The sequence below is a fragment of the Streptomyces griseoluteus genome, assembly GCF_004784465.1.
GTDB classification, from domain to species: domain Bacteria; phylum Actinomycetota; class Actinomycetes; order Streptomycetales; family Streptomycetaceae; genus Streptomyces; species Streptomyces griseoluteus.
Genome location: NZ_SRRU01000005.1, coordinates 275162 through 289768, shown reverse-complemented (window position 1 = coordinate 289768; position 14607 = coordinate 275162). Strand labels below are relative to the sequence as shown.

At 73.5% G+C, this 14607-nt stretch carries 12 protein-coding genes; 6 read left to right on the top strand and 6 right to left on the bottom strand.

Going from position 1 to position 14607, the window contains the following annotated elements:
- Positions 1–21: 21 nt before the first annotated feature.
- Positions 22–1122: a citrate synthase 2 gene (locus E5082_RS16025; RefSeq protein ID WP_030804770.1), complete on the bottom strand. Its 1101-nt coding sequence runs from the start codon at positions 1120–1122 to the stop codon at positions 22–24.
- Positions 1123–1291: 169 nt separating this feature from the next.
- Here E5082_RS16025 and pdxH point away from each other — a divergent pair, with 169 nt between their 5' ends.
- Together pdxH and E5082_RS16010 are read left to right on the top strand one after the other, a co-directional pair.
- Positions 1292–1984, top strand: a complete 693-nt coding sequence (gene pdxH / locus E5082_RS16020) for a pyridoxamine 5'-phosphate oxidase (RefSeq protein WP_135791916.1) — start codon at positions 1292–1294, stop codon at positions 1982–1984.
- A 404-nt stretch (positions 1985–2388) separates the two neighbouring features.
- Complete coding sequence (locus E5082_RS16010; protein WP_135791915.1) at positions 2389–3753, top strand: PAS domain-containing protein; 1365 nt, start codon at positions 2389–2391, stop codon at positions 3751–3753.
- A gap of 191 nt (positions 3754–3944) precedes the next feature.
- Here the strand turns inward: E5082_RS16010 and E5082_RS16000 are convergent, their stop codons facing one another.
- A complete protein-coding gene (locus E5082_RS16000) occupies positions 3945–4700 on the bottom strand; it encodes an SIS domain-containing protein (RefSeq protein ID WP_135791914.1) in 756 nt (251 codons plus the stop codon).
- Positions 4701–4914: 214 nt separating this feature from the next.
- Here E5082_RS16000 and E5082_RS15995 point away from each other — a divergent pair, with 214 nt between their 5' ends.
- Positions 4915–5607: an iron-dependent transcriptional repressor DtxR gene (locus E5082_RS15995; RefSeq protein ID WP_086689846.1), complete on the top strand. Its 693-nt coding sequence runs from the start codon at positions 4915–4917 to the stop codon at positions 5605–5607.
- Between the two features lie 316 nt (positions 5608–5923).
- On the top strand, positions 5924–6784 hold the full coding sequence (locus E5082_RS15990; RefSeq protein ID WP_135791913.1) for an alpha/beta fold hydrolase: 861 nt from the start codon (positions 5924–5926) through the stop codon (positions 6782–6784).
- Between the two features lie 80 nt (positions 6785–6864).
- Here E5082_RS15990 and E5082_RS15985 read toward each other — a convergent pair whose 3' ends face one another.
- From E5082_RS15985 to E5082_RS15975, 3 genes are all read right to left on the bottom strand, one after another.
- Entirely contained in the window at positions 6865–8463 is a 1599-nt protein-coding gene (locus E5082_RS15985) for a transporter (protein WP_135791912.1), read from the bottom strand.
- The gene (locus E5082_RS15980) at positions 8460–9236 is read right to left on the bottom strand and encodes an ABC transporter ATP-binding protein (protein ID WP_135791911.1); all 777 of its coding nucleotides are present in this window, start codon (positions 9234–9236) and stop codon (positions 8460–8462) included. The genes E5082_RS15985 and E5082_RS15980 overlap by 4 nt, the downstream gene beginning before the upstream one ends.
- 70 nt (positions 9237–9306) lie before the next feature.
- Positions 9307–9960, bottom strand: coding sequence for a bifunctional DNA primase/polymerase (locus tag E5082_RS15975; protein ID WP_135791910.1), 654 nt, complete (start codon positions 9958–9960; stop codon positions 9307–9309).
- 273 nt (positions 9961–10233) lie between these two features.
- On the opposite strand from E5082_RS15975, the gene E5082_RS15970 reads away from it, so the two are divergent.
- Together E5082_RS15970 and E5082_RS15965 are read left to right on the top strand one after the other, a co-directional pair.
- Positions 10234–11619, top strand: coding sequence for an NsdA family TPR-like regulatory protein (locus E5082_RS15970; protein ID WP_135791909.1), 1386 nt, complete (start codon positions 10234–10236; stop codon positions 11617–11619).
- A gap of 127 nt (positions 11620–11746) precedes the next feature.
- Positions 11747–13213 carry a hypothetical protein gene (locus tag E5082_RS15965; RefSeq protein WP_135791908.1) on the top strand — a complete coding sequence of 489 codons (1467 nt, stop codon included), beginning with the start codon at positions 11747–11749 and terminating at the stop codon, positions 13211–13213.
- A 21-nt stretch (positions 13214–13234) separates the two neighbouring features.
- Here E5082_RS15965 and E5082_RS15960 read toward each other — a convergent pair whose 3' ends face one another.
- Positions 13235–14554 carry an ABC transporter substrate-binding protein gene (locus E5082_RS15960; protein ID WP_167514072.1) on the bottom strand — a complete coding sequence of 440 codons (1320 nt, stop codon included), beginning with the start codon at positions 14552–14554 and terminating at the stop codon, positions 13235–13237.
- Positions 14555–14607: the final 53 nt, after the last annotated feature.

Here is a 14607-nt window from a genome sequence, read left to right as displayed (position 1 = left end):
TCCGCGCCCCAGTCACCCCACTCAGTGGGCGATGTTCTCGAACCCGGAAATATCAGAAGGCTTCCGAGTCCCGGGCCCCACGTACTCCGCAGAAGGCCGCACCAGTCGCCCCGTGCGCTTCTGCTCAAGAATATGCGCCGACCATCCGGCAGTACGCGCACACGTGAACATGGAAGTGAACATGTGCGAGGGAACTTCGGCGAAGTCGAGCATAATGGCCGCCCAGAACTCCACGTTGGTGGCCAGCACGCGATCCGGCCGCCGATTGTGCAATTCCTCCAGCGCGGCCTTCTCCAGCGCCTCGGCGATCTCGAACCGCGGAGCGCCCAGTTCACGCGCCGTCCGCCGCAGCACCCGCGCCCGAGGGTCCTCGGCCCGGTACACCCGGTGCCCGAACCCCATGAGCCGCTCGCCCCGGTCCAGCGCCTTCTTCACGTACCCGACGGCGTCACCGGTGCGCTCGATCTCCTCGATCATCCCCAGCACGCGCGAGGGGGCACCCCCGTGCAGCGGCCCCGACATCGCACCCACCGCCCCGGACAGCGCGGCAGCGACATCCGCCCCGGTGGAGGCGATCACCCGCGCGGTGAAGGTGGACGCGTTCATGCCGTGCTCCGCGGCAGAGGTCCAGTACGCGTCGACGGCCGCGACATGCTTCGGGTCGGGCTCGCCGCGCCAGCGGATCATGAACCGCTCGACGACCGTGCGGGCCTTGTCGATCTCCCGCTGCGGCACCATCGGCAGCCCCTGGCCGCGCGCGGACTGGGCGACGTAGGAGAGCGCCATGACGGCGGCGCGGGCGAGGTCGTCGCGGGCCTGCTCGGCGTCGATGTCCAGCAGCGGCTTGAGGCCCCACACCGGCGCCAGCATGGCGAGCGCGGACTGCACGTCCACCCGGATGTCGCCGGAGTGCACGGGGATCGGGAACGGCTCGGCCGCCGGCAGGCCCGGCGCGAAGGCGCCGTCCACCAGCAGCCCCCACACATTCCCGAAGGAGACGTGCCCGACGAGGTCCTCGATGTCGACGCCCCGGTAGCGGAGCGACCCGCCCTCCTTGTCCGGCTCGGCGATCTCGGTCTCGAAAGCGACGACTCCCTCTAGTCCGGGTACGAACGCGGACATAAGGCGGCTCCTCGGTGTGGGTGGGTGGCGGTCATCACCGGTACTGCCCCATACGCGCGGGGGTCACCCGGAACGAGGGGCGGGAACAGCACGATAGCCCTGAGTGCCACGCTTGGGGAGACCCTGCGGCACTCAGTGCCACGTTAGTGCCATACGGCAGGATGACCGCGTGACCGACCGCGATCTCACCCCGAAGCCCGACCCGGCCGTGGACCCCGCGTTCATGCGCGAGCAGTACCGGGCGCACGGTCTCGGCATGGAGGAACTCGCCGCGCACCCGATGGACCAGTTCGCCCACTGGTTCAAGGACGCGGCCCGCGCCTCCGTCCTCGGCACGCTCTACGAGCCCAACGCCATGGTCGTCTCGACCGTCGACCCCACCGGCCGCCCCAGCTCCCGCACGGTCCTGATGAAGGGCTACGACGGCGACGGCTTCGTCTTCTACACCAACTACGGCTCCCGCAAGGCCCGCGACCTCGCCGGTGACCCGTACATCTCGCTGCTCTTCCCCTGGCACCCCATCGCCCGCCAGGTGATCGTCTGCGGGGTGGCCCGGCGCACCAGCCGCGAGGAGACCGCCGCCTACTTCCGCAGCCGCCCGCACGGCTCGCAGCTCGGAGCCTGGGCCAGCGCCCAGTCCACGGTGATCGGCTCCCGCGAGGTGCTGGACGACGCCTACGCCGGACTCGCCGCCCGGTACCCGGAGGGCAAGGAGGTGCCGGTGCCGGAGAGCTGGGGCGGGTTCCGGGTCGCGCCGGAGACGGTGGAGTTCTGGCAGGGCCGGGAGAACCGGTTGCACGACCGGCTTCGGTACACCGCCCTGCCGGACGGTTCCTGGGCGACCGAACGGCTGAGCCCTTGAGAGCGCACGGGCCCGTGAACCGCGAGGGCCCGTGAACACGGAACGACCCGCGAGTTCTGGTTCCTCCGCCGTGCGGCGGGGGAGCCGGCCGGACGTGCCGGCGAACTCGCGGGTCGGGTGACTGCCTGGGATTGGGCCGGCCGCACGCTTGGATCACGTACTGGTCCGGCACCGCACTCGGTGTGGTGACGGGCCGCTAGCCCGCAGCCACCTCACGCGTCCGGTTTCCATACATCTGCCGAACCACCTCCCTTCCGTGTGCCGCCAGCCTAAAAAACCGGGCACCGGAGGTTCAAGTGATTTTCACCGCCGCAATCTGGCGGAACGGCGTGTGGGCTGGGTCACGGTCGAGTTGAATGACCATCGACGCCGTCAGCCGGACGGATCGTGCAAGGGGGACCAGGGTGAGTGCTTCCCGGCGCAGTGGGACCACCGACGAGCTGGGACCGGAGGAACCGGGCGGCGCCGACCTGCTCAACGCCTTGCTGGACGGCATGGACGCCGCCCTGTGCGCCTTCGACGCGGACGGCACCGTCACCCACTGGAACCGCGAGGCCGAGCGCATCCTCGGCTGGAGCGCCGCCGAGGCGGTCGGCCGGCCCGGTTTCGCCGGCTGGGCGGTGCGCAGCGCCGACGACGCGGAGGTGCGCGAGCGGCTGCGGTCCGCGATGCGCGCCCCCGGCCGCCAGGTCCACGAGTTCGCCCTCGTCACCAAGGACGGCCGCCGGGTCCTGGTGCGCACCCAGTCGGCGGCCGTACGCGGCCCGGACGGCCGCCCGGCGGGCCTGTACTGCGCGTTCAGCGAGGTGCACACCCAGATCGACCTGGAGCGGTCCATCGCGCTGAGCGAGGCCCTGTTCGAGGACGCGTCCTGGGGAGTCGTCCTCATCGACGCCGACCTGCGACCGGCCGTCGTCAACGCGCACGCCGCGCGGGCCCTGGGCGTCGGCCGGTCCGCCGCGCTCGGGCGGCCGCTCGGCGAACTCCTCGCCCAGGGGGTGGAGGAGCTGGAGAACGCGCTCACCCATGTGCTGGCCGAGGGCGCCCCGCCCGGCCCGATCGAGCTGTGGGTGACGGTACGCACGGCCGAGGGGGAACGGCGGCGCTGCTGGCGCAGCGGGTTCGTCCGGCTGGCCTCTCCGCTGGGGCAGGAACCGGTGCCGCTCGGGGTCGGCTGGCTCTTCCAGGACGTCACCGAGGCCCGGCTGGGGGAGCGCGAGGCGTCCCTGCTGCGGTTCCGCGGCAACCAGCTGCACCGCGCGGCCCGCGCCGCCGCCGAGTGCGAGGACCCCGCCGAGGCGGCCGTCGTCCACCTGGAGTTCGCCCTCGCCGGCTTCGCCGACCACGCCCTGCTGGACCGGCTGACGGACTCGCGCGGGGAGACCGTACGGCTGGAGCGGCTCGCCGCCACGCCCGCCGGGACACCGGGCGCCGACGTCCACACCGGGCTGCCCGTGCGCTACGCCCCGGACCACCCGGCACCCCGGTGCACCGAACGGGGCGGCACGGTGCGCGCCGATGTGAACGGGGTACCGGCCGAGCGCTCGCGGGAGTGGGCCCGCACCCGGCACTGGCCCGCCGACACCGCCCACGCGCTGTGCACCCCGCTGCGCAGCCGGGGGCGGACCCTGGGCGTGCTGACCTTCCTGCGCGGCACGTCCCGCGACGGCTTCGACCGCACGGACACGACGTACGCGGAAGAGGTGGCCGCGCGCATCGCGGCGGCGCTGGACCTGGCGGACACGGTTCGGGGCGCCGGGCAGGTCTGAACCGCCGACGGCGGCAGAGGGACGGCGGTCTAGGGTCTTTCGTTTGGATCAGGCCGGATCAGGGAGCGGGGTCTGGTGCCGTGCATCGCAAGGCGGAGGAGGGCGACATGGCGGAGCCATGGCAACCGACGACAACGCCGCGAGGCGCGGTGCCAGGGCCCGCGAGCCCGGCAAGATCCAAACGAGAGGCCCTAGTGGTGGTAGTAGATCCGGTCGCCGTACTTCTCCATGATCCGGGCGTTCCAGTCGTGCCCGCCGTCCACGTTCCCCGACCGCAGCAGCGGGGGCTCCACGCCCCGGTCGGCCAGAGCGGCCGCCGCCGTCGCGACCATGGACTGCATCAGGGCCGAGGTGACCACCGTGGAGGCGGGCGCGAAGGGCGCCGGGACGGTGTCGAGGGTCAGCTCGGCGTCCCCGACCGCGATCTTGGAGTCCAGTACGAGGTCGCAGTGGTCCTTCAGGAACGTGCCCGAGGAGTGCCGGGAGGCGGTACCGGTGGCGTAGGCGACCGAGGTGACGCCGATGACCTTGATGCCCAGGGCGCGCGCGTGCCGGGCCATCTCCACCGGCAGCGCGTTGCGGCCGGACAGGGAGATGATCACCAGGGCGTCGCCGTCGCGCAGCGGTGAACTGTCCAGCACGGCGGAGGCGAGGCCGTCCACCCGCTCCAGGGCGGAGCCGAGGACAGCCGGGCTGACGTCGATGCCGACCACGCCCGGCACGGCGAGCAGGTTCATCAGGGCGAGGCCGCCCGCGCGGTAGACGACGTCCTGCGCGGGGAGCGAGGAGTGTCCGGCGCCGAAGGCGAAGAGCCGTCCGCCCGACTCGACCGTGTCCGCGAGCAGGGTCCCGGCGGCGGCGATGGCCCCGGCCTCCTCCTCGCGCACCCGCCGCAGCAGGCCGATCGCCGCGTCCAGGAACCGGTCGGCCGGCGTGCCGTCGCTCATGCGGGTGCCCCTTCGCGCCTCGATGTCGCGGATCACCGTGCGGTCCGGACCAGCGCGGTGTCAATACGGCCCGCGCTTCCCGGCCGAGGCGCGGCCGGTTCCCGCTGTTTCGCCGGCGCGGCACGATTGTCGGTGGTATCCGGCAGAATTGATTCTGGGCCAGCGCACGCGCCGGGAGCGGTGAGCTCTTCGGCAAAGTAATCGAGGGGCACGTATGTCCGGACTGATCGACACCACGGAGATGTATCTCCGCACCATCCTCGAACTGGAAGAGGAAGGCGTCGTCCCCATGCGCGCCCGCATCGCGGAACGGCTCGACCAGAGCGGGCCGACCGTCAGTCAGACGGTGGCGCGCATGGAGCGGGACGGACTGGTGTCCGTGGCCAGCGATCGCCATCTGGAGCTGACCGACGAGGGCCGCAGGCTGGCCACGCGCGTGATGCGCAAGCACCGGCTCGCCGAGTGTCTGCTCGTGGACGTGATCGGGCTGGAGTGGGAGCAGGTGCACGCGGAGGCGTGCCGCTGGGAGCACGTGATGAGCGAGGCGGTGGAGCGCCGCGTGCTGGAGCTGCTGCGCCACCCCACCGAGTCGCCCTACGGCAACCCCATCCCGGGTCTGGAGGAACTGGGCGAGAAGGACGGCGCCGACCCGTTCCTGGACGAGGGCATGGTCTCGCTCGCGGAGCTGGACCCCGGCTCGGACGGCAAGACGGTCGTGGTGCGCCGGATCGGGGAGCCGATCCAGACCGACGCCCAGCTCATGTACACGCTGCGGCGGGCGGGTGTGCAGCCCGGCTCGGTGGTGAGCGTGACCGAGTCGGCGGGTGGCGTGCTGGTGGGCAGCGGCGGTGAGGCGGCCGAGCTGGCCTCCGACGTCGCCTCCCACGTCTTCGTCGCCAAGCGCTGACCGTGAGGAGGCCCCGGCGCCGCCGCGGCGCCGGGGCCTCACCTCCCCGGTACCGACCCGGAGCCCCGAGCTCCCAGGGTCAGTCCCTCCGGACCGTTTTTCCCCGAGCGGTCCGCCCCCCACGCCAGAGAAGATCCCCTCGGCGGGGGCGATCATTCCTCTTACGGTGTCACTCGAACGAGGGGTGTTGGCGGAGCGAACGCCCGTGTCGAATGAGTTTTCGATAATCTGCGACGGCAGCACCAGGCGAAACACACGACAGCGACAGCGGCAGTACAACGGTACGAAGCAGGCGGAGCTGGGGGGTGCCAGGTCTATGGCACGACGTATCGAGGTCACAGGAGCGGGCGGGGTGCGGCTGGCCGCGTGGGAGTTCGCGGACCCGCCCAAGGAGGGGACCGGGCCCGGCGCGCGGGGCGTCTTACTCCTCCACGGGCTGATGGGGCGCGCCGCGCACTGGGCGTCCACCGCGCGCGGGCTCGCCGGGCGGTACCGCGCGGTCGCGCTCGACCAGCGCGGGCACGGGCAGAGCGCGCAGCCGCCCTTGGAAGCCTGCACCCGCGAGGCCTACGTCGAGGACGCCGAGGCCGCGCTGGAGCAGCTCGCCCTCGCCCCCGCCGTCCTCGTCGGCCACGCGATGGGCGCGCTCACCGCCTGGCAGTTGGCCGCCCGCCGTCCGGACCTGGTGCGCGGCCTCGTCATCTGCGACATGCGGGCCTCCGCGCTGGGCGCCGCCTCGCAGACCGAGTGGGCCGACTGGTTCCGCTCCTGGCCGCTGCCGTTCGCCACCCTCGCCGACGTCCGGCGCTGGTTCGCCGAGGACGATCCCCGCCTCGAACGTCCCGACCCCGCGCGCGGTGCCTTCTACGCCGAGGTCATGCACGAGTCCGCCGACGGCTGGCGCCCCCTCTTCGACCCCGACCGCATGCTCCGCACCCGCGAGACCTGGGTCCACGACGCCCACTGGGACGAACTCACCCAGGTCCGCTGCCCCACCCTCGTCGTCCGCGGCCTCGACGGCGAACTCGGCCGAGCCGAGGCCCAGGAAATGGTCCGCGTCCTCCCGGACGGCCACTACGCCGAGATCCCCGACGCGGGCCACGTCCCCCACTACGACCAGCCGACGGCCTGGCAGGGGGTACTGGACGGCTTCCTGAGTGACTTGGGGACACCCTGAAGGGCGATCCGCATTCGGTCGGCGGGGCGCGAGGGGACTCGCCCTCCTGAGGCGAGCCCCCTCCGCCGAACCGGTGCCGTCTAGCCCTTGCTGACCGCTGCCAGGATCTCCGGGAGCCGGGCAGCCGTTCTCGGGGCTGCCAGGCGGAGGCCCGTCAGGGTCAGGGCGGCCCCGTAGGCGGCGCCCACGGGGAGGAGCAGCCAGGACCACTGGGCGCCCCCGTCGCTGATGTTCAGCCAGATCGTCGCCGCGATCACCGGGGAGCAGAGCAGAGCCGAGGCGACCATGCCGCCGAAGATGGAGATCCAGGCGAGGCCCGCCTGGCCGGGGGCGACGTTCTTGTGGCCCTCCTGCGGTATCGAGTAGGGGGAGCGGGCCGAGGTCCAGGCGCCGGTGGCGAGCATGGCGCCGAGCAGGGCGAGGGAGAGGCCCAGCACCTCGGGGAGGCGCGACCAGTCGCCCAGCAGCGCGGTGGTGACCACGGTGACGAGGGTGGCGTACGGCAGGGTGATCAGCAGCAGGGCCAGCGCCCGCCCGCGCAGCTCGGCGTAGGCGTCGCGCGGGGAGGAGACGGTCATCGCCACCATCCAGAACGCGGAGGTGTCCTGCCCGAACTGGTTGTACATCTGGATGCCGAGCATCCCGGAGGCGAAGCACGCGAAGTACAGCGAGCCGGTGCCCTGGATGGCGTTGAACACCGGCACGATCAGTCCGATCGCCAGCGAGGTCACCCACGCCGCCTTGGTCTTCGGGTCGCGCCAGATGTAGCGCAGCGTCCGCTCCATCACGGCCCCCGTGCGCCCGGCCGGCAGCAGCCGGGCAAGCCCCGCCGAGGCGCGGTCACGGCCACCGTCGTCGGCCGCCTGGAGCGTGGAACCGTCGGGTGAGGTCATCAGCCGGGTCAGACTCCGCGCCCACGCCCCGACCAGCAGCACCAGAAGCACTGCGCACAGGGCGAGTTGCGCCAGCGCCACCCCGTACGACCCCTCGCTCGCCGAGCGGACCGCGCCCAGCGCGGACGCGGGCGGTACCCAGGCCAGCACGTCGGCGACCGGCCGGAGTCGGCCGAGTCCGCCCGAACCGAGCCGCTGCGCACCGAAGTTGACGAGCTGGGCGCCGATGGCGATGACCAGCCCGCTCAGTACGGCAAGGTCGCGGCCCTTGCGGCTGGTCAGCAGGCGGACGTTGGCCGCGGCGACCGCCCGCGCCAGCGCCACGCAGGTCAGCAGCGCCAGCGCGACCCCCACGACCGCGAAGGCCCAGCCCGCTCCGTGCGCCAGCGCCAGCCCGCAGCCCGCCAGCACCAGCAGGGTGAACACCGGGCCGATGCCGACCAGCGAGGCCGCGAGCAGCCCCCGTACCAGCGTCCGGGGCCGCAGGGGGAGCATGACCAGGCGGGTCGGGTCGAGGGTTTCGTCGCCGCCGGGGAAGAACAGCGGCATCACCGCCCAGCCCAGCGCCAGCACCGCCACACCGGGCACGGCGACGGACTCCGGGTGGGACTGGAAGCGCAGGGCGACGAAGCCCAGCAGTTGCAGCAGCGCGAAGACCAGGGTGAGCACCGCCGAGGCGACGAACGCGGCGCGCCGGCCCGTGGACTGGCGCAGCCCGTTGCGCAGCAGGGACAGCTTCAGCCGGACCAGTACCGAGGTCGCGGAGGCGGGCGTCGCGGTCGTCATCGGACCGCCCCGCCGCCGAGCCAGTCCAGATCGGACCCGGCGTCCCGCCCGCTCGCGCCCACCAGCTCCAGGAACGCGGCCTGCAGGGTCGGGTGCTCCCCGCGCACCTCCGCCAGCGTCCCGGTCGCCCGGATGCGTCCGGCGGCCAGCACCGCGACCCAGTCACACAGCGACTCCACCAGCTCCATCACGTGCGAGGAGAACACCACGGTCGCGCCGGACGCGGTGTACCGCTCCAGCACACCCCGGATGATCTGCGCGGAGACCGGGTCGACGCCCTCGAACGGCTCGTCCAGGAACAGCACTTCGGGGTTGTGCAGCAGGGCCGCGGCGAGCCCGATCTTCTTGCGCATGCCGGTCGAGTAGTCGACGACGAGCTTGTGCTGCGACCCGGCGAGGTCCAGCACGTCCAGCAACTGGGTGGCCCGCTTGTCCACCTCCGCCCCCGGCAGCCCCCGCAACCGCCCGCTGTAGGCCAGCAGTTCACGCCCGGACAGGCGCTCGAACAGCCGCAGTCCCTCCGGCAGCACCCCGATCCGGGACTTCACCGCCACCGGGTCCTGCCACACGTCGTGCCCCACGATCTCGACGGACCCCTGATCGGGCCGGAGCAGACCGGTGACCATCGACAGGGTGGTGGTCTTGCCCGCCCCGTTCGGGCCGACCAGCCCGATGAACTTCCCGGCCGGCAGATCGAGGTCGATGCCGCCCACCGCGACATGCTGCCCGAACTGCTTCCAGAGTCCCCGTACCCGTACCGCTGCCTCCGTCATGACGGAAACCCTACGGTGACGGCCCTCGCCGGGGGACCCGTGCGGCGGAACCGCGAAGCCCGGGCAGTGCTCAGCAGTCCTGGTTGCAGGCGTACGCCAGCGGCGGGATCAGTTCCTCCGCGTCCGGCAGCCACCGGTTGGCCGGCGTCGGGCGGCACGCCCACTGCACCGCGCCCCGTGAACCGATCCGGGTCGGCGGCGCCGCCAGGTACCGCCCGTCGCCCAGCGCGACCAGATCGCGCGCGGCCGCCGCCCAGCCGACCTGCCGCACCAGCTCCGGCGCCTTCGCCGCGCCGCCCGGCAGCACGAGGAACTGCATGCGCCGGTCCGGGGTGAGGGTCACCGGGCCGAGGTTCAGATCCATGCGCCGCATCCGGGCCAGCGCCAGGAACCCGGCGCTCTCCGGAACGGACAGCGCGTCGAAGGTGCGGCCGGTCGGCAGCAGGATCGACGCCGAGGGCTGCTCCCGCCACATCTCCCGGACGACCGCCGGGCTGCCGGTGGCGCGCGTCGCCCAGTCGGGGCGCGTGGGGTGCGCGCCGGGCGCGGGACAGACGGTGTCGCCGCAGGAGCAGTACCGGACGCCGCCCGCGTCCACCAGCCAACTGCCCGCCAGCACGTCCCAGTGCCGCTCCTCGGCGTACGCAACGGCGGTCTCCACCAGCGATCCCCCGCGCGGGCGCGGAATCCGGGCCGTCTCGGGGCCCGCGGTCGTCTCGTCCACGTCCCACTCAACTGCCGCGTCCACCCGGAGTTACGGCCCGGCCGTGCGCCGGGGCGGCACACCGGCCCGGTCGCCGGGGCGCACGGGAGCACGGGCGGGGGCGCGCGGGAGAGGCGAACGGGCGGCGCGGGTAGGCACAGGGCGCGCGGGGGAGACGGCTTTACCCCGGCAAACCGCACATGTCGCGCATTGACGTTATGTCGACTGGGAAGTGATCTGCAGACCGGAACGACCAGTGATCTTCACGCTCCAGGGGTTCGCAGGGGGTAGCGCATGGCCGCGAGGCCGCTAGTGGCGAGGCAGCCGAACGAACGGCTGCAGGCACTCATCCAGGAAGCGGGGTGCTCGAACGCGGGGCTGGCCCGGCGGGTCAACATGTGCGGCGCCGAGCACGGACTCGACCTGCGCTACGACAAGACCTCCGTGGCCCGCTGGCTGCGCGGCCAGCAGCCGCGCGGACGCGCCCCGGCGATCATCGCGGAGGCGCTCGGCCGCAAGCTCGGCCGTACGGTCACGATCGACGAGATCGGCATGGCCAACGGCAAGAACCTCGCCTCCGGCGTGGGCCTGCAGTTCTCCCCGACGGTCCTCGGGGCCATCGAGCAGGTCTGCGAGCTGTGGCGCAGCGACGTGGGGCGGCGCGACTTCCTGTCCGGCTCCTCGGTCGCCGCCTCCGCCCTGGTCGAGCCCAGCCGGGACTGGCTGATCTCGGCGCCGGACGCCCAGGTGGCCCGGCAGGCGGGCCCGCGCGTGGGCCAGGCCGACGTGGCGGCCGTGCGCTCGATGACCCAGGCGCTGGTCGACCTCGACCACCAGTACGGCAGCGGGCATGTGCGCCCGGTCGTCGTGCACTACCTCAACAGCGTGGTCTCCGGCCTGCTCGCCGGCTCCTACCGGGAGGCGGTCGGGCGGGAACTCTTCGCCGCCGTGGCCCGGTTGACCGAGCTGGCCGGGTACATGGCGGTCGACACCGGCCAGCCGGGCCTGGCCCAGCGGTACTACATCCAGTCGCTGCGCCTGGCGCAGGCGGCCGGGGACCGGGGGTACGGCGGTTATGTACTGGCCGCCTCCATGAGCCACCTCGCCGCCGAACTCGGAAACCCGCGCGAGATCGCCCAGTTGGCGCGCGCCGCCCAGGAGGGCGCCCGGGGCCGGGTCACCCCGCGCGCGGAGTCGATGTTCCACGCGGCCGAGGCGCGCGGGCACGCCGTACTGGGCGATGTGCGCGCCGCACAGGCGTCCGCCGGGCGGGCCATCGCGGCGCTGGAGCGGGCGGACGCCTCCCACGGCGACGACCCGGTGTGGATCGCCCACTTCGACGAGGCCTATCTGGCCGACGAGTTGGCGCACTGCCACCGTGACCTCGGACAGGCCGAGGCCGCCGCGAGATACGCCCGGCAGGCGCTGGAGCGGCACCCCGTCTCGCGGGCCCGGCGCCGGGCCATCGGCTATGTGCTCCTCGCCACGGCCCAGGTGCAGCAGCGCGAGATCGAGCAGGCGTGCGGCACCGGCATGAAGGCCGTGGAGCTGCTGGAGACGCTCCGCTCCGAGCGCGGCACCGAGTACCTGGAGGACCTCCAGCAGCGGTTGCAGCCCTTCCGGGACGAGGCGGTGGTGCGGGAGTTCGGAGCGCGGCTCGACGTCCGGCAGGCCGCCTGAACAGTCGGTGCGCCCGAGTGCCCTTGTGGGAAAGGGCACTCGGGCGCTGAGCTGCGTGGCACCGGGCTCCGCGGACCCGGTAGCGTGAGCCGACGATTCCGAACGTCCTTCAATCGCAGGAGTCCCGGTGACGCAGAGTGGACAGGGCGATGAGCCCTCGGCGCGACCCGCGCACGAAGGCATCGTGCTGCCCTCCGACGGAGGGGAGCCCCTGCTGCCGGGCATGACGGGGACACCCGCGGTACCCCCGGGCGGCCAGCCCTGGGGCGGCTCCTGGGGCCCCGGCCAGGACCAGCAGCAGCCCCAGCACCAGCAGGGCCAGGGCTGGCCCCCGGCCGCCGCGCAGGAGTGGCAGACCCCGCAGCAGCCGTCCGGTCCCGGCCCGATGCCGCCCGAGGGCCCCGCCTACGACGCGCAGGGCTACGGCGGCGCGCAGCCCTACCCCCAGCAGCACCAGGGGTACGGCAACGACGGCTATCCGCAGCAGTCCGCGCCGCTGCCGCCGATGGACGAGGCGGCCACCCAGTTCATGCCGCCGGTGGGCCCCGGCGCTGGCCAGGGCCCCGAGGGCGCGACCCAGTACCTTCCCCCGGTCCCCTCCGGCGGCACCGACCAGGCCGCGACGCAGTACATACCTCCGGTGGCGTCGGGCGCGCTGCCGCCCGAGGCCACCGGAAACGACGGCCGTCAGGGCTACCCGCAGCAGCGGCCGGACGAGGCGGCCACCCAGTACATCCCGCCCTACCAGGCCGGTGCCGACGACGCCGACCGGCAGCCGCCCGCCGAGTTCGACAACCTCTTCCGGGGCACCCAGTACGGCGCCGGCGCCGCCCAGGGCTCGACCCAGCAGATGCCGCGCGTCCCGGCCCCGGACCCGCGTCCGCCGGCGCCCATGGTCTCGGCTCAGCCCGCCTACCGGCCGCCGATGGACCACGACGACGACGGCGGACGGCGCGGTGGCGGCCGTACCGGTTCGCGGGTGCCGCTGATCGCGGCCGTCGGCGTCGGCATCGTCGTCCTCGGCATCGGCGCGGGCGCCCTGCTCAGCGGCGGCGGTGACGACGGCGACGACAACCGGCCGGTCGCCTCCTCCACCCCGGCCAGCGAGAAGCCCTCGCCGTCCGCGTCGGCCGCCGACCCGGCCCAGCCGCAGGCGGCCGAGCTGGACAAGCTGCTCGCCGACAGCGGCAGCAGCCGCTCCACCGTGATCCAGGCGGTCGAGCGCATCAGGCAGTGCCAGAACCTCGACCAGGCCGCCGCCGACCTGCGCGGCGCCGCCCAGCAGCGCGCCGACCTGGTCACCCGGCTCGGCAAGCTGTCCGTGGACAAGCTGCCGAACAACGCCGAGCTGAACGCGGCGCTGACCAAGGCGTGGCAGGCGTCGGCCTCGGCGGACAACCACTACGCGATGTGGGCCGCTCAGGCCAAGAGCAAGAAGGTCTGCGGCAAGGGCCACGCCCGCCTCACAGATCATGGCCGAGCGGCCGGCCAAGCCAGCGGTACGGCCACGATCGAGAAGAAGCGTGCGGCCGAGCTCTGGAACGCCATCGCCACCAAGTACGGGCTCACCACCCGCCAGCCGACCCAGCTCTGAGGTCCGGGCGCGGGCCGGGGGTCAGCCCACGTCCGCGCTCTCCAGCGTCCGTGTCATGTCGCCGCCCGCGGCGGCCCCCGTGCTGCCCCGCCGGACGGTGGTCAGCCTGCCCTCCCGGACCACCTGGAGGGTGACGTCGGCGTTGACCAGACGCGGGAAGCCGACCGTCGCGAGCCGGGTCTCGTCCGGCCAGTGCAGGGTCGGGGTCAGCCCGCCGGTGGACACCTTCAGCCCGTCGTCCAGGGTGTGGCGCACCGCGTCCGGGGTCACGTCGCCGTCGCCGATCCGCTCCAGCGCGGCCCGCAGCACGGTGTAGGCGATCCAGGTGGTCTGCACCCCGGCGTCGGCCGGGTCGATGCTGTTGTCGCCGAACGCCTCCTCGCTGATCACCTGCTTCATCGGGTTCCAGCGCGGATCGGACGCCACCGGGTACCAGCCCGTGATGTACGCCCCCTCGTACGGGCCGGAGGCGCCGCCGGTCGCGTTGATCTCCGTCTGGTCGACGCTGCCCAGCACGGTCGCCGTGCGCACCGGGGCGTGGCCGGCGCGGGCACGGCGGAAGGAGTCCATGAACGTGTCGGTGCGGTCCCCGAGCGCGGGCACCACGCACCCCTTGCGCGCCGGGTCGGCGGTGGCGCCGCGTAAGGCCCGCTCGGCCTGGTCGCCGTACTCGGTGGCGTCCTCGGCGGCCAGCTGGTCGGTGGCCGCCGGGTGGCCGCCCGCCTTCAGACCCGAGTCGAGCAGCGCGGGCAGCTGGTCCCCGGCGATGCTGTCCGGCCGCACCAGCGCGACCGGGCCGCAGCCCGCCGCGAGCGCCTCCCCGAGCCCCGCCAGCAGCGCGGGCTGGCCGCCGTTGACCGGGTAGGAGTACGGGCCGGTGAACTCGTCGCTGGTGACGCCGTAGCCGCCGATGTAGGGGATGCCCGCGCTCTCCAGCGGAGCGAGGAAGGAGTCGCCGAACTGGCTGTAGGAGCCGACGACCGCGACCACGTTCTCCGCCGCCGCGCGCCGGGCGCACTTGGCGGCGCCCACGCTGTCGTTGTGCTCGTTGCAGGTCAGCACGGTGAGCGTGCGGCCGCCGACCCCGCCCTGCTTGTTGAGCCACTTCGCGTACGCGCGGGCCATCGCGGGCATGCCGGGCTTGTTGGTGGCGCTGGTGTTCTGCGGCGCCCAGGTCATCACCCGGACCGTGCCGTCCCCGGCGCCGACGTCCGTGCCGGGCACGGTCCCGCAGCCGGCGGTCAGCGCGGTACAGAGGGCCAGCGCGCCCGCGTACCGGGTGGCCCGCCGAGGCCGGGGGGAGGAGGGGGAGCTGTCGGGGGTGTGTCGCCTGCCGGTCATGGGCCGCCACGATTCCCGCACATCGCCAACCGGGGAGTGACGTCCGGTCGACT